Here is a 20897-nt window from a genome sequence, read left to right as displayed (position 1 = left end):
TGTACCCTTAAACTTTAGACTTGGAAACAAAAACAATAATCACCGATACGCATACTCATTTATATTCTGAGGAATTCAATCAAGACCGAAACGAGATGATTCAAAGAGCCATCGATGCCGGAGTTTCCCGTTTTTTCATTCCTGCAATCGATTCTACTTGCACGGATTCAATGTACGAATTGGAAAAAAAATATCCTGATAATGTGTTCTTGATGATGGGTTTGCATCCTACTTATGTAAAAGACAATTATCTGGAAGAGTTGCAACATGTGGAAGAGGAATTGGCGAAAAGAAAATTCTATGCCGTTGGCGAAATTGGAATTGATTTGTATTGGGATAAAACGCATTTGCCACAGCAACAAATTGCTTTCAGAAGACAAATTCAACTGGCAAAACAATATAAGTTGCCTATCGTGATTCATTGCCGCGAAGCTTTTGACGCCATATTCGAAATTCTGGAAGCCGAAAAATCAGCTGACTTATTCGGAATTTTTCATTGTTTCTCTGGAACTTATGAGCAAGCATTACAGGCAATTTCGTATAATATGAAGCTTGGAATAGGTGGTGTAGTGACTTTCAAAAACGGAAAAATTGATCAATTTTTGAATCAAATAGATTTGAAACACATCGTTTTAGAAACGGATTCCCCTTATTTAGCGCCCATTCCTTATAGAGGAAAAAGAAATGAAAGCAGCTATCTTGTAAATGTTGTAAACAAGTTATCCGAAATTTATGGTCTAACGCCAAATGAAATTGCGGCAATAACAACGGAGAATTCTAAAGCAATTTTTGGGATTTAAAACAAATTTACTTTATTTTAACTTTTTTTTTGTTCATTTGCCCACACAAACATAGAAAACTAACAATGCAGAAATTTGACGCTATTCGGCCATTTTATGACTCCGAAATAAACGAGGCTCTTCAAGATGTGATTCATCATCCGATGATGAAGGCATTAATGAATTTTTCTTTTCCAGATGTTGCTGACGAAGTTTGGAAAGAACAACTCAGAAAAACGCATTCTATTCGTGATTTTCAATGCAATTTTATCTATCAATCAGTTCAAAAGGTACTGGAAAAAAGTTCCGAAGGATTGACAACTTCAGGCTTCGAAAATTTAGAACCGAATACCTCTTATTTATTTATTTCGAACCATCGTGACATTCTTTTAGATACCACTTTATTGAATGCTGCTTTATTTGAGCACGGATTAGTGATGACGGCTTCGGCAATTGGAGATAATTTAGTAAAAAAATCTTTTTTAAAGATATTGGCAAAACTGAACCGTAATTTTCTTGTTCAACGGGGCTTAACGCCAAGGGAAATGTTACAAAGTTCAAAGCTCTTGTCAGAATATATTGGTCATTTGTTGCTTCATGAAAACCGTTCGGTTTGGATTGCACAACGTGAAGGAAGGACTAAAGATGGGAATGATGCTACAAATCCAGGTGTTTTGAAAATGCTGGGTATGGCTTCTGATGAAAAGAATTTGATGGATTATTTCAAGAAAATCAAAATTGTGCCCGTTTCTATTTCGTATGAATATGATCCGACTGATGCTTTGAAAATGCCTCAATTAATGGCTGAAGCCAATAATGAAGTTTACATTAAAGAAAAAAATGAAGATTTCATGACAATTCTTAGTGGTGCTTTGGGACAGAAGAAAAGAATTCATATTCACGTAGGGAAAGTTTTAGATACAGAAATAGATGCAATTATTGCTGAAAATGACAATTCGAACAAGCAGATAGTGGCATTAGCACAAGTTATTGATGATGCGATATTAAGCAATTATAAGTTGTGGCCAACGAATTATATCGCGTATGATATCGTTAATAAAACCAATACCTATTCGCATTTATACACAGAAAACGAAAAATCACTTTTTGGGCGTAGGTTAGAAATGCGTATTGACCATGATAATCCAGTAGCTTTGGAAGGGTTTCTTGCGATGTATGCCAATCCTGTAGTGAATAAATTAAAATACCACAATGTTATCTAAAGCCAAAATACTTCTAATCTATACTGGTGGAACCATTGGTATGAGGAAAGATTTTGAAACGGGTGCGCTCAAGGCTTTTAATTTTAGTAAATTATTGCAGAGAATTCCCGAATTGAAACAATTGGACTGCGAGATAGAGACTATTTCTTTTGAAAACCCCATCGATTCCTCCAATATGAATCCTCAAGAGTGGGCTAAAATTGCTTCAATTATCGAAGAAAATTATGCTGAATTTGATGGATTTGTAGTGCTTCACGGTTCGGACACGATGTCATATTCAGCATCGGCATTGAGTTTTATGCTCGAAAATTTATCAAAACCAGTCATTTTTACCGGATCACAATTGCCTATTGGGGATTTACGTACGGATGCCAAAGAGAATCTGATTACTGCAATTCAAATTGCTTCTTTACGTGAAAATGGAAAAGCTGTAATAAGAGAAGTTTGTCTTTATTTTGAATACAAATTATATCGTGGTAACAGAACGACAAAAATAAATGCAGAACATTTCAAAGCATTTACATCCCCGAATTACCCTTCTTTGGTAGAATCTGGCGTACATCTAAATATGAATCCCGAATTATTTTTACCGATACCAAGGGTTAGAAAATTAAAGGTTCATAAAATTTTAGACAATCATGTGGCCATTATAAAAATGTTTCCCGGAATAAGTGAAACTGTTTTATCAGCTATTTTTAATATTCAAAATCTTAAAGGAATTGTTTTAGAAACCTATGGAGCCGGAAATGCTCCTACTGAAGATTGGTTTATAGACCTTTTAAGAAAAGCGATTGAGAAAGGATTATACATCATCAATGTTACCCAATGTTCTGGAGGAAGCGTTAGTATGGGACATTATGAAACTAGTACTGGAATGAAAAAAATAGGAGTGATTTCAGGTAAAGACATCACTACCGAAGCGGCAATCACAAAATTAATGTATTTATTGAGCCAAAAAATTGCTCCAAAAGACTTCAAAACTATCTTTGAAACAGCTTTACGAGGCGAAATGGTATAATATTCAGTTTTTACTTTTCTAAGTCAGTTTTTTTTGTGTTCTTTGCAACCTTAAATAAAAATAGAGAGGTGGCCGAGTGGCTGAAGGCGCACGCTTGGAAAGCGTGTTTATGGTAACATAACGTGGGTTCGAATCCCATCCTCTCTGCCAGTATAAAAACAAATGGTATCAAAACCCCGTAAATCTTAGGATTTACGGGGTTTTTACTTTTACGACATAGTCAAATTAGTCATCAAATCTCATCTTTTAAGAGCCAAAATCGAGACCCTAGAAAATCTCAAATCTAGGGTCTCGCTAAATCGGCTTAAGCCTTACAAGCAAAGGGTTCAGCAACATGTTTATTGATGCGTTCTCTATTTGAACATCTTGTTTGGCTTTGTATAGAAATTTAAATTGATTACTAATTAAAAGGTTACCAACTATGAAAACAAAAATCACATTGCACTTTTATGCGAAGAGCACAAAACCTAATGCAGCGGGTCAATTGCCAATCTATGTAAGATTAACCGTTGATGGCAAACGAATGGAGTTCAGTACCAAAAAATTTATTGATTCCGCTAAATGGTCTCCAGAAATGTCTAAAATGAAGGGCACTACAGAAGATGCTCGTTCATTAAATGAATATCTAAATTTGCTGAAAGCGAAAATATTCGACATCCAAATGGAATTGATACACCAAAACGAAATTCTCACCATTGAAATCTTCAAAAACAAACTGCTTGGAATCCAAGAACGTGGACGCATGCTCATTCCTATATTCGTAGAACACAACCGAAAAATGGAGGAACTTGTCGGGATCGAATATGCTCCTGGCACACTAGAGAGATACAAAACCTCGCTCAGCCACACCAAAGACTTTTTGCAATGGAAATATAATGTGTCCGATATCGAAATCTCCAAAATAGACCATGCCTTCATTACAGAATACGAATTCTATTTGCGAAGCGTTCGGAATTGTGCCAACAATACGGCGGTAAAATACATCAAAAACTTCCACAAAATAATCAACCAATGTTTGGCCAACGGATGGTTGAACAAGGATCCATTCTTTAATTACAAATCAAAAGTCAAAGAAGTGGAACGGGTGTATTTGACAGAAGAAGAAATTCAAAATATTATCAATAAGGATTTCAAAATAGAAAGAATAGCGATGGTCCGTGATATATTTATTTTCAGCTGCTTTACCGGGTTGGCGTATGTTGACGTAAAACAGCTGACAAAAAACCATATTAGTTTGGGTATAGATGGTGACAAATGGATTTTTAAGAACCGTCAAAAAACGGACACCACTTCCAAGATTCCGTTGTTACCCATGGCGATGGAAATCGTCGATAAATACAAAAATCATCCAACCTGTATTAATGAGAACCGACTTTTGCCTATCCTGAGCAATCAGAAAATGAACGCCTATCTTAAAGAAATCGCCGATGTATGCGAAATCAATAAAGAACTTACCTTTCACATCGCCAGACATACTTTTGCGACGACAGTGACTCTTTCCAATGGCGTGCCAATTGAAACGGTAAGTAAAATGCTAGGACACACCAACTTAAAAACTACCCAACATTATGCTAAGATTTTGGATAAAAAAATTAGCAATGACATGATGATTCTTAAAGAAAAATTCAAAAACACGAATCAAATGAAGCTTGGCCAGACCAATTAAATCAAGGAATTAGTAAATATTTAGGATGCTGTTTTGATAAATTTAACTACCATGTAAGATTTAACGCTGTAGGAATGTTATACTTTAGTTTAAAATTTTGTAAACTAAAACTCATATATGAAGATATATTGCGATGCTTTCTTTTGTGAATTTGAATTGGAAATTGAAAAAATTAAAAAGGAAACCACCGATCCTATCAGTCAAGCGAAACAGGCACTTCAGTATATAGAAGTAAGACTTAAAGAGCTTTTCAAATGGTTGAAAAAGTATATCTTCAATTCGATTGAAGAAGAAATTCACTTTTTTAAGGAGTTGAAATTTAAAATAACATCAAAGTGTATTTTTTACAAGAAGTTATTGGATATCGAATCAATTTCGCCACTCAATAGCAATAAACAAAAATTAAAGCATTACGAAAAAGCGCTTGATATTTGTTATCAATTTCCCAAAAAGGATAAGGAGTTTTACAAATACTTCCGATCGGGCAGCAGTTACAATGATCAATTATATTTTGTCAGAAACTTAGATAAACAGATAATCAACTCGGATGAAAACTCAATAAATTTCGATAAAAAAGTCTGTACTTCCCATGATTTGAAATTGGCCAGTATAATAGCCAATGATCTTTTAGAAATTTACTTGGAAGAAAAAATAGAACAAATCAATAACAGCTGTACTATAAAACATCCTGCAAGAAAATCAAAACTTACTTGGACGGGCACCAAAATTGAAATAGTAGAATTGATTTATTCTCTGTATTACCAAAAAATATTTAACGGTGGTAAAGCCGAAATTAAAGAAATTGCTGAGGAGTTTAGTATTGCTTTTAATATACAATTAGACAATAGTATTTATCGATGTTTTACTGACATAAAAAACAGACCTACTCCAAAAGGCAAGTTTCTAAACGGACTTTCTGAAAATTTAGATGAAAACAGCAACGACGAATTTGACTAAACCTAGCAATTGCTAGGTTTTTTTTTGGAGAAATGTTGTTTTTGTAGGAATTCATTACCCAAGCTTGGGTCGTATTGGGTTTTTACCCCAAAAACACCATTTTTGACCTAAAAACACCCAATTTACCAATTTTACCAAAACGGAGTTTTTAGCCATTTGAAAAAATATTCCCTTATAAACAAAGAGATTTGAGGCAAATTATGGTGAAATAACACCCAACTTGGGTTCACCTTGGGTTTAAATGTCAAACAAATGAAATTAATTTGTCTCATAACAATTTAACTCATTTAGACATGAACTTACATCCCAAAAAATTATTCCCTGGAGTAGACAATTTAGAACTGCTCAACCACCAACCCATCACAAAAAGAGACTTGCTAAATTTCAGCAATGTCATCCTTTCTGAAATCAAAGAAATGGTCGGCAAACAAGAACAGCCAGCCCAATGGTTAAAATCATCTGAAGTTCGAAAACTCCTGAAAATCTCTCCCGGCACTTTACAAAATCTTCGCATCAACGGAACATTACACTTCACAAAAATCGGCAGCATCATTTATTACAAGTACGAGGACATTTTGAAAATCCTTGAAAACTAACCGATAACTCATAACTTCTCAAAAATGAACTACATCAAACACCTCACGGGATTTTTCGACAAAGTTGTCCTGGACAACTCTCTTAATCCGACACATATCAGTCTGTATATTTCCATTTTCCAGTTTTGGAACCTCAACCGGTTTCAGAATCCAATTAGCATAACTCGCGATGAGGTAATGAGAATCAGTAAAATATGTTCCAAAGCAACCTACCACAAATGCATGAGAGAAATGCACGAAAAAGGATACTTGAAATATGAGCCATCCTACAATCCATTTCGCGGTAGTTTGGTGTACCTCATCAATTTTTCAGATGACTTAAAACCAGTTCAAAAAAAAGACCGCAAAGTGTCAAAAAATGAACAAACGGTTGAACAAGCACTAAACAAGCAACAGACAAGTAGTGAGACAGGCACTGAACAAGCGCTGGTATCTTCTATAAACAGTATAAACAATACAAACAATATAAATATTTTAAACTTGGGGGAACAAAAACAAAATTTAAAAACTGATGAATTAGAATTAACCAAAAAAGAAGAAAACAAAAAAAAGTTGCGCGAAAAAAAAGATACAATCCCGAAAGAGAAAATTCCGCCAGATTGGAATGATGTTCTAGTTTTTTTCAAAGAGAAAAATAATTCCGAGATTGAAGCCGAAAAATTCTTCAATCATTTTCAAAGCAACGGTTGGTTAGTGGGAGGTAAGTCGAAAATGAAAGACTGGAAAGCGGCAGCGCGTAATTGGATCCTCAATGCTCAAAAGTTCAATCCCATAACGAAACAAATGCAAAACAGCAGCACCCCAACGCCAGGCAATCTTCAAACCACAATTCACAAAAACTATGCAGAACCATTGTAACGATCTCCGGTCAACATTTCAAATACAAAAAAACGTAAAAATCTATGATTTCAAGAAATGCGTACAATTTCTGGAAGCACAAGGACAATTACTTTACGGCGTCAATTTCAGGACTTTTCCGGAAGACATGGAAATTATATACAAATTGATAATTTATTGCATTAGAGATGAAGAAAATGCCAAAAAACTAAACCTCAATCTCAATAAAGGACTTTTGATTTCTGGTCCGGTTGGCTGCGGAAAAACGACATTGATGAATCTATGTAATTTATTTTCCCGTAGAGGGTACGAATTTAAAATAAAACCCTGTCGGGAAATTGCCTTTGAATTTGGAGCCAATGGCTATGAAAGTTTAAATCCATACACCAATAAGTCCCCTTTGCAAAAGCGACTAAATCCCTTTTGTTTTGACGACTTAGGTAGCGAAAAACAAATCAAACATTTTGGAAACGATTGTAACGTAATGGCCGAAATCATTCTCAGCCGTTACGACCATTATGTGGAAAATAACACTTTTACCCACATTACCACAAACCTCTCCGCTACAGAACTCGAAGATCTTTACGGCAACCGGGTTCGTTCGAGAATGAGAAACATGTTCAACCTCATCGCTTTCGCCTCAACATCAAAAGATAAACGATAACATTCCTCCGGAGGGGTGCCCGAAGGGCGGGGTGGTAAATCATAATTCTTAAATCAAAAATCCTAAATTAAAATGAGAGCAATCAACACCTTCTGGAACTGGTTCCAAGACAACAATCAAACCATCAAAAACATTCTCAACGAAACTCCAAAAAACCAAAAGCACATCTTTTTTTGGTTAAACAAACACTTGCATTACTACTGCAAAGAAATTGACTTTATCATTGGCTTTCCTAAAAAACCAACAGACAAAACCAAATTAATAATAACAGCAAATGGGAATCCTGAATATTTCAAACAAGTGGTAGATTTAATTGATAACGCACCACGGCTTAGAACATGGATTTTCGTGGCTTTTATCCAACCTATGGAAGACATTGAAAAAATGATTGATAAATTAGACAACCCTTATGTTTTTAAAGGCATAACAATCAAAGCAAGTGATCTTATGTTTTTGCCTTTAAATTGTGATGAAAGCTGCAAGAAATTTGACATCATGGTCTATCTCAAAAATTACAACATCCATTGCAATACCAAAACGTGGAGAGAAGCTATTTATATTATCATGCAAGATATTTTTGGTGAGAATGTATATGAACACATTAATTTCGTTCAATTAGCACAACTGTCTGATAATGAGGATGATTTAATTCACTTACACGATTTTCAAGCTTTTTTAGATATTTTAAATTTAGAGAATTAAAACATTTACTTTTTAAAATATAGAGTTACTTACTTAAAAAACACTTATAACATAAGCGAATATTAGTTAAAGAATTGACGGTAGTGTAATCTAAAAAATTTAGATACACCCTTTTTCATCTCAATAAATTCTGAATCTCAATAATCACTGGAACATTGAGTAGTTGTTATGTAAGTAACTCTATTAAAATATATAAAATAGAGCACTGGATAACTCCTTTTTCCAATAAAAGAGAGGATCATAAAGTCCTCTCTTTTATTGGAAAAAATATTTTTATTGAATTTTCCATAAACCAGTTTTCAAAACAATACTGTCATTACGTCTTCATAAGATTCTAATTTACCATTATAAATATGCATTTTGATCTTTTGTTTTGAGGCCATATCAACAATTAATTTAAAATCTTTGGGCTTTAAATAAGCTAATTTTCCATCACCGGTGATTCCCCACAGCATATTTTTATTATTATGATTGTACTTAATAACATTGTCAAATCTAAATAAAGCGTTTGTTTCCATTTCAGCGAGAACCACATTCTTAATCGTAATGATATTTCCATCTTCATCTGTATAAATGGGTTCAATTTCATTTCCTTGAGGATAAGATGTTGGCCGGTCACAATTAGTAAAACCAAAATTATTTATTTCTAATGTTCGCGTTACTTTATCTATTCCATTTAATTTTTTAAAATCATTTTTTCTATAGATATTGACAATGTCATTGTATGTTTTCCATTTTGCTTCAATTTCTTTCTTCATTTTTTTTCTCTTATTTATTAATGAAGCATACCTTTTTTTATATTGTTCCAAAGCTTTATTATAGTCCTTACCCTCTTTAAAAGCTAAATAGCAAATGCATTTACTTTGATGGATAATTTCATTTTCAATTTTAACAATAAATGTAAGTTCATATGTACCATTTTTTAGTGATCTGATTTTTATGTCTGTTGCGTCACTCGCACCACATTTCAGTTTATCAACAGGCTCAAACAATACATTTTCATATTCACTTATTTCAGGGTTGTTTTTTGTTTCATCCTTAATATCGAATGAGAAACTCGATTGCTTTCTGGGCAGCTCTGAAATAATAGGCAATGAATCCAGTTCTTTTTTCATAGTAGTACTTTTTACAATGTCCTTATTTCTTTCTACCCATTTTCCTGATTTTGAATTCAAATCGTATAAATTGAATGTTGTTTGATCCGTCCAACTATTCAAATTCAATATAATTTTATTATCTGGATTTACAAAAACGGGTTTTCCATTTGAATTTGCATTTAATTCGACCATACCCGCCTATTCAAAGGCCTTTACAATTCCACTTTCTTCGTAATTCATAGGTATTCCAGCTAAGTAAAAATCGAGTGGATTATAAAACTCTCGAAAAGAAAGTTCAACTTCATTTTTAATTTTATTACCATTTTCATCCAAAAAAGCCTTTGCAGGAATTTTTATTTCAGTTCCATATTTAGAATATAAAACAACGCTTGTATTAGGATTTATTTTGAAGTTTTGATAAGGAATATCTAATTCTGGGATTGGCGGGTTTGTTAACGCATTTGAATTATTTGAAACTTGTTTTTTAGAAACTGTTTTTTTTCTTTCGCAGGAGCAATTTCTAAAAGTTAAAGCAACAATAATTAAAACAATGGAAATGCATATAAATTTGAGTGTATTTTTCATAATTTTTATTTTTTAGTAATATTTGATTCAAAACCATTTCTAGAATAATCTTAATTTTCACTTTTAGCTAGTTGACTTTGGTAAATGACATTTAAGGATCCATAATAAGCGCCTTTTCAATTACAAAATTGAAAATTAAGAAAATAGAATTTTTGCTCTTATTTTAGGTTATAGTTTTTAATATTGTACCTCAAAAGTGCTTTCCCGAATAATTTATTTGGTTATTTTGCTCCTAAGTATAAAGGAATTTCGATTCCAATTTTTGCCAAAGCTTCTCTTTTTTGGAGATGGTAATTTAAACTTGATATATCATCTTCAAAGCTACTGTCATTATATTTTACCCAATATTCTTCATCATCGTAAATACAATATTTTTTAAGCAATTCTTGGTTTTTAGTTTCGTAATTTTTTAAAAAATGATAGGTTTCTATATATTCTTGTCCGTGAAATAGAATCGTGGTTTTATTATCAAAACAACAATTTACGAATCCTTTATCAAGAGAAGTGCTGTATTGCAAATTATAGGGAACTTGGTCAAAATTAGCGTAATATTTCACTAGCCAATCAACATAGTTTTGCTCGGTTTGAAGCGTTTTATATTGCTTATTGGCAATTTGAATTGGCTTGTAGTTTAGATCTAAATAGTTTTTTATTTCGTTTAAATTGGAATATAAACGAGCAAATGGAGTCCATTTCATTCTGGGTTGAAAAAAATCGTACTCTCCAATTTTTGCGGACAAAATAGCATATTTATCAACCCAATAGCTTAATTGTTCAAAGTCCAACAACTGCGGAGGAGTAGTGCTGATTTCAGAAAAAGCTACTAGCGCTCCTTTGGCTTTTAATAGATATTCAGGAGATTGATTAAAGGCTGCTTCTTCATCTCGATTAATATCGAAGGAGCACTTTTCTTTCAACCCTTTTATTTTTTTTTCGGTTTTGAACTGGTAACAATGGTAAATATCTTTAAAATTATTTTCAGTTTCTTCAAAAACTAGGCAGAGATAAGATTTTGAAACATTGCCTACAAAGGAAAATCCAGTACACCCTTTATTTTCACAATTTTTACTGTTGCATTTTCCTTTAAACGGTATCAGCTCGGTATCTTCCTTTTGTTTAAATTCTTCAAATATACCTCCCATTTTTTTAATAAATATTTCTTTCGGAGCATCTTGATATGTTTTATAGTCATCCAATAGCACTTCTAATAGAGAATTATTCATTGTAGCGATAGCCTCAATAATCAATGGTTTTTTCGAAGACATTCCCGCTTCTAAAAGCGTTTGTTCTTCTATGTATAGTTGGATTTTTGCTTCTTTTAGCATTTTATTAATACTTTCTATGCTTGAATCTTCGGCAACCACTATGGCTAAATCTGCTATAGCATTCTTGTAGTTTTTTAACTTAAAATAAGATTTCCCTCTTGACAAGTAAGCTCTGAAATTTTCATAGTCATAGTCATATACTGTATTGAAATCTTCGATTGCTTTTTCGTAATTTTTCAATTCATAATAAGCAAAAGCTCTTAATCGATAGACTCTATAATTATTAGGTTTTAGTTCTATACACTTTGTAAAATCTCTTATGGCTGCTTTAAAATCTTTTAAGTTGTTTTTTGAAGTACCTCTAATTTCATAAAAATCACCATTGTTTTTGTTCAATGCAATAGCTTTTGAACTATCTATTATTGCTTCTTCATATTCTTCTTGAATAAACCGGATGTGAGCTCTATTGTGATACGCATTCGCATATTTTGGGTCAATGGAGATTACCTTTGTAAAATCTGCAATAGCACCTTGATAATCTTTTATATTTACCTTGGCAACTCCAGAATAATTATGAGCAAATTTGCAATTGGGTTTAATGGAAATAAACTGCTCAAACAAAACGATGGCGCTTTTGTAATCGTCATTATTTGCCCGGAAAGAAAACCTTCTGTTTTTGTTGAAATCTGGATTAGTATGAATTAAACTGGAATAATCTTCATTGTTATTTTCTATATTATTACTGTTCATTAAGTAAAAGGCTTGATTGAAAAGAGAATTTGGATTTTGCATTTCGCGTGGCTTATGTCTGTTTGTTTTAATTTTTAAAAAGTAAGGTCTGGGGATTACCAATCTTCAAAAGTAGGTTTTATTGATAAGTATAAGTTTCTGTACTTATTCCATTACCATTATACCAAGTCTTTGATATTGGATAATTATCAGTATCGTAATTAAATGTAAAACTCAATTCTCTGTAGGTAGGTGCATAGTAGTATCTCGTTATGTTGTTTATAGTGTTATGTTTTGTATCATCAGATACGTCTGTTTTGTAAATTAATTTATCAAATCCTAAAACATTTTTAAAAACATTATTTTTACTGTCGTACTCATAAACAGTAGTGGAATTGGATGTTCCATCTGTTTTTAAAATTTCCTCTATAGTAATATGGCCGTCAATAAGGGTGTATTTTACCAAACTAGACTTTTGCCAAGTATTCGTTACATAGCCATTATTTACATACGAATAAATTTGTCGCATTACACTGGTATCTGAAGTATAGGTATAGACAGATTTTGATTTAAATAGTAATGGTATATCGTAATCTTTTACAATCGATGTCGCAATTTTATTGTTTTCATAAGTATGTTCGTAACTACGTCTAAGAACATTGTAGTTGTAATTGTCTTCTTTGGTAATCAAATCGCCAGTGTATGTATAAACCCATTTATCTCCCCAATTGTTTTCACACTGAATAATTTTATTGCCATCATAAGTGTACGTAAAAATAACACCGTTTTTATTCCGGATTATTGGTCTTTTGTTAATTGATATTGCTGTTTCTGTGTTGTCTTTTGAACAGGAATTAAGTGCTAATATTCCTAAGCCAATAAATAATAATAGTTTTTTCATAAAGTTTTATTTTTAAGTTTTTTTAAGTTTTTTTGGATTATTTTAATCAGTTTAAGCCTCTCTGTTGTTGTTTCTCTGTTTTTAAATACAAGCAAATATTCCTACTGTAATAATTCATTAGTATCAAGTAACAATTTAAAACCTTGAAATTGTATAAAATATATCTTGAAAGTAACATAGTCTTTCATTCGCGCTATTATAATCAAAGTCTTGAGCATCCTTTTCCCAGTCTATTTTTCCTAATACAGGTAATAGAACTTCTTTAATAGTCCTGATTCCTGGTTCATCATCATACCATAAAATGATAAGTGAAGAACCACAATGTTGATTGTCTAGAGCATCACTAACAAAACAAGCACAATAAACAGTGTTGGATAGTTCTTTTTGTATAAAATCTTCATTAGAAATAATTTTCTTAAAAGCTCTTTCCTTCCCCCAATTGGTTGGATAGGTCGCACGTTCAATAATCCCAATATTAATTCTTAAATTGGGGGAACCATATACTAAACTTGCGTAAGAGTCAAAATGAAATGATTCAATCGATAATTTTCTTCCGGTTATAGGGTGTATAATTTCCATAGTTGAATATTTAATCGGTCATAAGATAAGTTTGAAAATCTAGCTCGTAAGTCTTGCAAATAGGACAATAATTGCCCTCCATATAAATTACTGTATCAAAGTTCCTGTGTATTCTATTTTGATTACAAAAATCACTGTGAAGTTTTTTTACATTGTAAAATACAATGTCCTCGTTTTCGTTTTTCTGATAATAATTTAGGCTAAGCAATTCACCTTTTTTCATATCCACTGCTGGCAACATACATACCTCTTTAAAATTCGATCTGTTGCCTCCAAAACTTACGTTTTTTGTAAATCCGCAACAATTGCAGTTTGCTTTAAGAATTTGTCCCATAAAATTAATTTTATTGATTATACTCATTTATATAAAATAAGGTTTAAGGTAACCCTCTAAAAAAATATTTTTTTGCAGGGTTACCTTTTTACTCATTCAGATATTAATAGTAAAGAGGAATAGTTAAAACCGATTAATATATTGCAATTATGGCTTTTGTAACCAACTATACATATAAAAAACTTTGTTCTACTTTAAATATTAAAGATGAAATAACAATGGACTTGTTTTTACAGCACATTTACAATAACCCAAAAGTGTTTTATTTCTTTAATAAATTAGAAATAAGATATTTATTTAATGTGAAAAACATTCTTCAGAATGAAAATGAATATGGGGTTAAACACTTTCAAAAAATTCCTGCAAAACAAGATACCTATTCTTATGTTTTTGAAAATCTCGGTAAATTGTCATTTCATTTATATTCTGATTGTGAATTACTAAAAAAGGATTTCATTAATTTCAATATACCCCAAGAGATTAAAGAATTGGGAAGTGATTCTGTTTCAGCTTATCGGGAATGGTTTAAAGAAAATAATTTTAAAACTCGTTTTGAGAATGGTGAAATCGATCAAACAGCAATCATATTTCGATACAATTCTTATTTTCCAAATCGTTTTGGCATATCCAAACTAAACGAAAACTATGAGCTAATTCGTCTTTTTGATAATTCAGGAACCATTGAAAGTGAAGAATCTTTTGATATTAATAATTTTAACGAAAGCATATCCCATTTAATTAAAACAAGAGAGAATATGCTTCAATGTGAAGTTCACAGAAAATTAGCTAATCTTGATTTTCTGTCAAATAAAAATGAATCTGTAATTCGTAAGAGCATTAACGAGCATTTCTCTGAAAACTTTATGACTAATTTTGGTTATGAAAACTTATTGCTTTTCTGGAAAAAATACAGAGCATTAAAATTTGAATTAATGCAGTTACTACTCCAATATTTCAAATGGACCTATAAATATGAAAATAAGGACTTTGATAAAGCTTCATTAGAAGACTTTGGCTTAAAATGCTGCTCCAAATGTAAAGAACGTAGTATATTAGAAAAGAATAAAATTTACTCCAACAGCACAAATCCTGCCCAGTAATAGGGCTGAGGATACATTTTCTTCATCTCAAGTTTAGCAGCATAAAAAGCATCGCTTTTACTCATTTTATTTTTGATCCAATTAGTATAGAATAAAGCCATTAATTTTTGGGCTGAAGCATCATCAACTTTCCACAAACTCATAATAACACTTTTAGCTCCAGCAATCATAAAGGCACGTTGTAAACCAATCACTCCTTCGCCTACCAAATTATCTCCCAATCCAGTTTCACAAGCACTTAAAACAACTAATTCGGTTTTTTTTAAGTCCAATCCTTTGGCTTCTTCCGCTGATAGTATTCCATTATTGGAGCTGTCAAGAGACTCTTCATTCAAAGTGTTTTGAGCACCCGCAAGCAATAAACCTGATTTCAAATAGGAATTGTCACTAGAATTATCGTTAATTAAATTGGATATGTTAATCCCCTTTTTATCAGTTTCAGAGTTTTTATTAAAGAAACCATGAGTCGCAATATGCAAGATATCTGGAGAATTAAGCTTCTTTATATTGTCTTCACTTGCATTACTCATAGAATATAAATCTACTGACCAATTGGCCTCTTTTAAGATAGCGTTGACCGACTGAATTTCCTTTTCTGTTCCTAGCAAATACCCAATCTTTTGCTTCGTTTTTAATTCCGAAAGCAGTGTCATATTAACATCCCTTTCTAATATAGGATCATTCACTTTAGTAGAATTGGAAGCTATGTCAAAGTCCGGATTTCCGAACAGTGCCGCTCTTAAATTTGTAGTGTTATCAAATTCCTTTTGATCTGTTATCCTTTTAACATTTTGTATCAATTGAACTTTCAGATAATCTAAAATATATTTTTGATTATTGGGATTATAAATGGATTCTACATTTATGGAATTATAAACCCCGTCGGTTACTAAATATATTTTATCAATGGTACTTAGTTCATGATCAATTTTTTCAAACAACAAATGATAGCTAACAGCATCCTTTTCTAATTTATTTTTACCTTGAATGTGATTTTGAAAATCAGGAAAATAGTTGCTTTCCAACAAATTAGTATCGTCTAAAACTATAAATTTTGGTGTTGTATTTTTCTTTATTACAATAGCTCCATAATAGATTGAATCCGTAAATTGATTTACAATATCAATCCCTTTCTTTGTGGCGCTTCTGGATTGTTTGTTAATTCTAATAATTTCTACATAAGCCTCATTTACTTTAAGTTTAAGATTTAAATCTTTTAAAGTAGGCACAATTAAAGGTGCATTTTTAGCTGATAAAAATTTCTCTATTTCTCTATTCCGAATCTTTAAGTCTTCAAGTCCTTTCAAATCATCTTCCTTACTTTCATTGGTCTTATTTATCAGAATGGTGTTACTCTTCAATTCCGAATACAGTTCTTGATTTTTCACCACTTCATCATCATTAACTTTAAATGCATTTGAAAACAACAACGATTTACTATAAAACCTAAAATTGATGTACTCTTTCAAGAAAGATGGATCATTAGACAATAAATGGGTGTTCAAAAATTCAAATTGATCTGAAAATCCTTTGTATAAAATTTCTTTTTCATTATCACTCAACAAATGAAAATATTGATTGTTATCTGAAATTAAAGTTTTCAACTGGCTCACAAGAATATTTCTTGACGCTATCAAGTCGCCGGAATTAAATTTTAATAAATATATTATTTTTAAAACTCTAACACTTCCCTTATTCTCTTTTTGATACTTTTCTAGAGAAAGTATGGTTTTGTCTACATCATCATCAATAAAATAATCACACAAAATATAATTTATCTTTCTAATGTTGCTGATATTTTTACCATAAATAGCAAAACTTTTTTCATAATTTATCTTGGCTTCTACAAATTTATCTTGATAAAAATAATAATGCCCTAAATGATCATAATAGTCTCCATAAGCTAATTGAGGAATCTGCGTATTATTATCTAAAAATAATTTTACTTTATTAGAATATTCTAAAGATTTCTCGAAATTATTTTCTAACATATTAACATTAGCTAATTGCAATAGAGACGAATAATAATAAATTGAGTTTGAAATCAACTTCGTAGACTCTAAAATCTGTAAAGCCATTTCGTAATAAACCCTTGCATCTTTGAGATTTTTTTTATTAAATGCAGTATTCCCTAAAGAATGCCAAATACCAATAGCAACTTCTGTATGTTCTAGTTTATTATCATACAGAATTTGTAATGATTTAGAGGCAATTTTAGTGGTATTCGTATCTTCTCCCATAACATCAACCGTTAATATCAAAGACAAATACGGTAATAACTGGGGGTCATTTCCAGCGTAAATACTATTAGCGATCTCAAGTGTTTTATATGCCGTTTTTTTAGCGTCTCCATTTGCTAAACTCATTTCGCAGATGCTTTTATATTTATAAAAAAGCAGTCTTAGATTAACATCCTTTTCGTTTAAATGCATATTGCAAATTTTGAGTGCTTCGGTGTAATCATTAGTCATTACAAAAAACTCTGCAAGAAGCATATCAAAATACAATTTATTTTCAGCAGATAATGAACTCTTGTTTTTTTGAATCAATTCAATTTGCTTAACTATATCCCCCTTTTTAAATAAAGCATTTTGCTCAAAAAGTGTTATAGATAAAGTGTAAATATCCAAGAGGTCATCATAATTTCTTTTTGAAATTAATAACCCTTCATATTCATTAAACTTAATCTTAAAAGCATCAAAATCACCTGCTTTCATTAATCGATCTAATTCTGAATAATAATCATTTTCTTCATCTTCTGGAAAATATGAATACTGTAACCTTTCATACTTATCGTGATTAATATTATCTCCCAATTCACCGTATCTAGAAATCAATATTAGAATTATCAATTTCAAATCTTCTTGACTGTTTAAATTTTCTTTTTGATAAATTTCGTAAGCTTTCTCTCCGTAATTAATAGTCTCTTTTAATTTATTAGTTTGATTGTAATACAGAAACAACTCATAATTTATTCTAAATAAAAGAATGGGATTGTTTAATTTTTTTTGATTATAAGTTGTTAAGAATTGCAACAATACCTCTTCTTGTCCTTTTAAATCATTCTTATATTCGAAAGCACTTGCGTACTTAAAGTTAAATTGGTTTATGCCGGTTTCATTATTATATTCAATATATTCTTCAGCATATTTTTTTGCATTACTATAGTTCTTATATTTAAAATCAAAAAAAGCTAAATAATAAATTGCATCTGAAAAGTTATATCTTTTTGGCAAATGATATTTTTTATTAATCTCATAACACTTCTCATAAGATTTAATTGCCAAATCATTATTCAATTCGGCTCTATAATTTTCTCCTATAAAGTAGTGTATATTCATTACTTTAGAGTAATTTTTCTTAGTGGAAACATCCCAAATAGCTAATGCTCCTTTAAAAAAATCTAATGAATATTGTGACTGAAAATAGTTGGCAATACCTTTTCGGTATAAGTAATCAGCATAAATAGTATCTTTTATCACATTAGATTTCTCGAGATCAATATCTGCTAATTCTATAAAACGAGATGCTTTTTCCAAATCATTTTTACGAATACTTGATATTATAGAATCGGAATACTGATGCCATTGTTGCGAATAAACAGCAAAAGGAAAATAAATAATGAATAGTATAAATCCAGTGATTTTTTTCATAAAAATATTTTTACTCCAACAACACAAACCCTGCCCAATAATAAGGCGAATATTTCGCTTTCATTTTAGCTTGCGCTATTTGAAAAGCTTCGTGAATGGTTTTACCTGAAAAACATTCACTATAAAAAACATCAAACAATTCAGAAGTTTGTTCATCAGGAACTTTCCATAAACTCATAATAATGTTCTTAACCCCTGCCATTTTAAAAGCACGCTGTAAACCAAAAACACCTTCGCTGCCATTGATATCTCCCAAGCCGGTATCACAAGCACTTAGTACGACCAATTGACACGCACTCAAATCCAAATTGGAAATTTCATTTGAGGTCAAAATACCATCGTCAGTAGTTAAGTTGTCTGTTGGTTTTCCCCAATAGTTGTTGGCTCCTGCAAATAATAATCCGGAACGCATCATAGGATCTTCTGAGACTTTATAAACCATCGCACGAGTAGAATGCGACTTATTATCTTCAAATAATTTCGGTTTATTTTCCGGAAGTTCCGTTTTTGGATCAGGAAAGAAAAAACCGTGTGTAGCTAGGTGCAAAACAAAAGGCATTGTTCTTCCATCCAATTGCTTAATGCTTTCCTCTGTGGCTTCACGACCATTGATGATAGTAGATACAAAACCATTCTGCTGGCTATTACTCTTTATTTGTTCAACTTCTTTTTTAGTTCCTGTCAAATAGTTCCATTTTGTAATTCCGCTGCGGGTTGCAAGTCCTGCAAATTCTGTGTCGCTATTATTTTCTAAAGTAGCATTTACAAGGGTATTCAACCCTTCGCTTTTATCATAATCGATATCGCCATACAAAAGCAACTCGAGTTTGCTTTTCTTGTCTAAACCGGCTTCTTTATAATTGATAATTTCGGCTGTGGAACCCAAAATATGTACTTTATATTTTTCACCTAAAGTTTGTGTTTCCGAAACAGACAATGCGGCAAAATCAATTTGATTTCCTAAACCCGATGGCGATAAATAAATAGTAGTTACATTTTCTAGTTCTTTTACCAAAGGTTTAAAAAACAAATCGCTAATCGCTTTCTCAGTATATTGTTTGTCTATATGAGTACTTTCTTTTTCATTTTTAGATTTAGCCAATAAGAATTCCAGTTGTTTTTCCTTGAATAAAGGGATGTAAAGTGGAGAAACATTATTGTTTTTTATTAAAAATACACTATAAAATGGTTGACTCTCACTTCCATCGTTAGTATCAAAATAATAAAACGATATTAAATCTATGATTACTTCATTTTCTTTCAATTTTATTGAAATATCATTATATGAATTCTTTTCAAATAAATTCTTTAATTTATTATTATAAGTTAATTTAGATATGTTTTTTTCAATTAATTCAATTTGATTTTCAATTTGATTTTTTTGCTCTTTTGATTTTAGATTATTACTTATATTATAAGTTTGTAATTCATTTTTTTTGTTTTTTAAATTTAATAGGTAAGGTTTGAGTGTTTCATCACTATTAATTTCTTTAGCGAAAGATTTATTATTTTTTAAAGAAAAATTTTTAATCAATGACTCATTCTCAAATGTTGTTATAGTCAAATCCTTAAAACTATTCGGATATTTATTTAAAAAACTAAAAATTAAATATCGAAAGTAAAATTCATTTTCAATATAAAATTTTAATTCTTTATTAGAATAAAAAGATATCCTGTTTTTTAAATGTGTGATAAATAGTTGATTTATTTCTATGCAGTAATTTGATGCTATATTTGGTTTTGAATAGTCATAATAAAAAGATGCTAATCGAAACAGATTGCCATAATATCTTGGGTCATCTTTACCATATAAAAATTTAATTATTTCATATTCGCTCAATAAATATTTTTCAGCTTCTTTAAAGTCTTTTTTATATAAATATATATCCCCAAGTATTCCGTAGGTTTTAGCAACTTCTTTACTTACTTCTCCAAATTGTATTTTTTTAATATTTAATGACTCTTTAGATTTATAAATTGCTAAATCATATTTTTTTTGTCCAGAACAAATTTCACTTAACAAATCGATAGCTTCAACATAATGTTCAATCAAATCTTGTTTATCATTAGTTGTATAAATAATAATATTTGCAAATTCATTAGCCTTAATATAATTTTTATTGTTAAGATAAAAATGGATATGCAAATGAAAACTGCACATTAAGTTAAGCTACATTTTTGTAATTAATTTGATTGTTAAATTCTTCAATAG

General features: G+C 31.0%; 17 protein-coding genes and 1 tRNA gene. 11 read left to right on the top strand and 7 right to left on the bottom strand.

Annotated elements, in window-relative coordinates; genetic code table 11:
* The first annotated feature begins 20 nt into the window (after positions 1 to 20).
* From FNW38_RS15240 to FNW38_RS15195, 10 genes are all read left to right on the top strand, one after another.
* Positions 21 to 800: a TatD family hydrolase gene (locus tag FNW38_RS15240; RefSeq protein ID WP_143387456.1), complete on the top strand. Its 780-nt coding sequence runs from the start codon at positions 21 to 23 to the stop codon at positions 798 to 800.
* Between the two features lie 65 nt (positions 801 to 865).
* Entirely contained in the window at positions 866 to 2002 is a 1137-nt protein-coding gene (locus FNW38_RS15235) for a 1-acyl-sn-glycerol-3-phosphate acyltransferase (RefSeq protein WP_143387457.1), read from the top strand.
* Entirely contained in the window at positions 1992 to 3020 is a 1029-nt protein-coding gene (locus FNW38_RS15230) for an asparaginase (RefSeq protein ID WP_143387458.1), read from the top strand. Before FNW38_RS15235 ends, FNW38_RS15230 begins: the two co-directional genes overlap by 11 nt.
* A gap of 62 nt (positions 3021 to 3082) precedes the next feature.
* A tRNA-Ser gene (locus tag FNW38_RS15225) sits at positions 3083 to 3170 on the top strand.
* Positions 3171 to 3441: 271 nt separating this feature from the next.
* Positions 3442 to 4686 carry a site-specific integrase gene (locus FNW38_RS15220; RefSeq protein ID WP_143387459.1) on the top strand — a complete coding sequence of 415 codons (1245 nt, stop codon included), beginning with the start codon at positions 3442 to 3444 and terminating at the stop codon, positions 4684 to 4686.
* 117 nt (positions 4687 to 4803) lie between these two features.
* Complete coding sequence (locus FNW38_RS15215; RefSeq protein ID WP_143387460.1) at positions 4804 to 5643, top strand: RteC domain-containing protein; 840 nt, start codon at positions 4804 to 4806, stop codon at positions 5641 to 5643.
* 293 nt (positions 5644 to 5936) lie between these two features.
* A complete protein-coding gene (locus FNW38_RS15210; RefSeq protein WP_143387461.1) occupies positions 5937 to 6239 on the top strand; it encodes a helix-turn-helix domain-containing protein in 303 nt (100 codons plus the stop codon).
* A 24-nt stretch (positions 6240 to 6263) separates the two neighbouring features.
* Positions 6264 to 7097, top strand: coding sequence for a transcriptional regulator (locus tag FNW38_RS15205; RefSeq protein WP_143387462.1), 834 nt, complete (start codon positions 6264 to 6266; stop codon positions 7095 to 7097).
* The gene (locus FNW38_RS15200; RefSeq protein ID WP_143387463.1) at positions 7081 to 7740 is read left to right on the top strand and encodes an ATP-binding protein; all 660 of its coding nucleotides are present in this window, start codon (positions 7081 to 7083) and stop codon (positions 7738 to 7740) included. Before FNW38_RS15205 ends, FNW38_RS15200 begins: the two co-directional genes overlap by 17 nt.
* A gap of 72 nt (positions 7741 to 7812) precedes the next feature.
* Positions 7813 to 8442 (top strand): hypothetical protein, encoded by a 630-nt coding sequence (locus tag FNW38_RS15195; RefSeq protein ID WP_143387464.1) that lies wholly within the window; start codon positions 7813 to 7815, stop codon positions 8440 to 8442.
* Positions 8443 to 8741: 299 nt separating this feature from the next.
* On the opposite strand, the gene FNW38_RS15190 is transcribed toward FNW38_RS15195, so the two are convergent.
* The 5 genes from FNW38_RS15190 to FNW38_RS15170 form a co-directional block, all read right to left on the bottom strand.
* Entirely contained in the window at positions 8742 to 9731 is a 990-nt protein-coding gene (locus tag FNW38_RS15190; protein ID WP_143387465.1) for a hypothetical protein, read from the bottom strand.
* Positions 9732 to 9737: 6 nt separating this feature from the next.
* Positions 9738 to 10124, bottom strand: a complete 387-nt coding sequence (locus tag FNW38_RS15185; RefSeq protein ID WP_143387466.1) for a hypothetical protein — start codon at positions 10122 to 10124, stop codon at positions 9738 to 9740.
* Between the two features lie 221 nt (positions 10125 to 10345).
* On the bottom strand, positions 10346 to 12181 hold the full coding sequence (locus FNW38_RS15180) for a tetratricopeptide repeat protein (RefSeq protein WP_143387467.1): 1836 nt from the start codon (positions 12179 to 12181) through the stop codon (positions 10346 to 10348).
* 76 nt (positions 12182 to 12257) lie between these two features.
* Positions 12258 to 13019: a hypothetical protein gene (locus FNW38_RS15175; protein WP_143387468.1), complete on the bottom strand. Its 762-nt coding sequence runs from the start codon at positions 13017 to 13019 to the stop codon at positions 12258 to 12260.
* Positions 13020 to 13154: 135 nt separating this feature from the next.
* Positions 13155 to 13598 (bottom strand): hypothetical protein, encoded by a 444-nt coding sequence (locus tag FNW38_RS15170; RefSeq protein ID WP_143387469.1) that lies wholly within the window; start codon positions 13596 to 13598, stop codon positions 13155 to 13157.
* Between the two features lie 483 nt (positions 13599 to 14081).
* Between FNW38_RS15170 and FNW38_RS15165 the strand changes: the two genes are divergently transcribed.
* Positions 14082 to 15032, top strand: coding sequence for a hypothetical protein (locus FNW38_RS15165; protein ID WP_143387470.1), 951 nt, complete (start codon positions 14082 to 14084; stop codon positions 15030 to 15032).
* On the opposite strand, the gene FNW38_RS15160 is transcribed toward FNW38_RS15165, so the two are convergent.
* Entirely contained in the window at positions 15002 to 18685 is a 3684-nt protein-coding gene (locus tag FNW38_RS15160; RefSeq protein ID WP_143387471.1) for a CHAT domain-containing protein, read from the bottom strand. The two genes, FNW38_RS15165 and FNW38_RS15160, sit on opposite strands and share 31 nt — an antisense overlap.
* 10 nt (positions 18686 to 18695) lie before the next feature.
* Entirely contained in the window at positions 18696 to 20846 is a 2151-nt protein-coding gene (locus tag FNW38_RS15155) for a CHAT domain-containing protein (protein ID WP_144064992.1), read from the bottom strand.
* Between the last annotated feature and the right edge of the window lie 51 nt (positions 20847 to 20897).

This window comes from Flavobacterium gawalongense (assembly GCF_007097265.1).
GTDB classification, from domain to species: Bacteria; Bacteroidota; Bacteroidia; order Flavobacteriales; family Flavobacteriaceae; genus Flavobacterium; species Flavobacterium gawalongense.
Note: the sequence above shows the minus strand (reverse complement) of the source record. Positions and strands in the feature narration are given on the sequence as shown.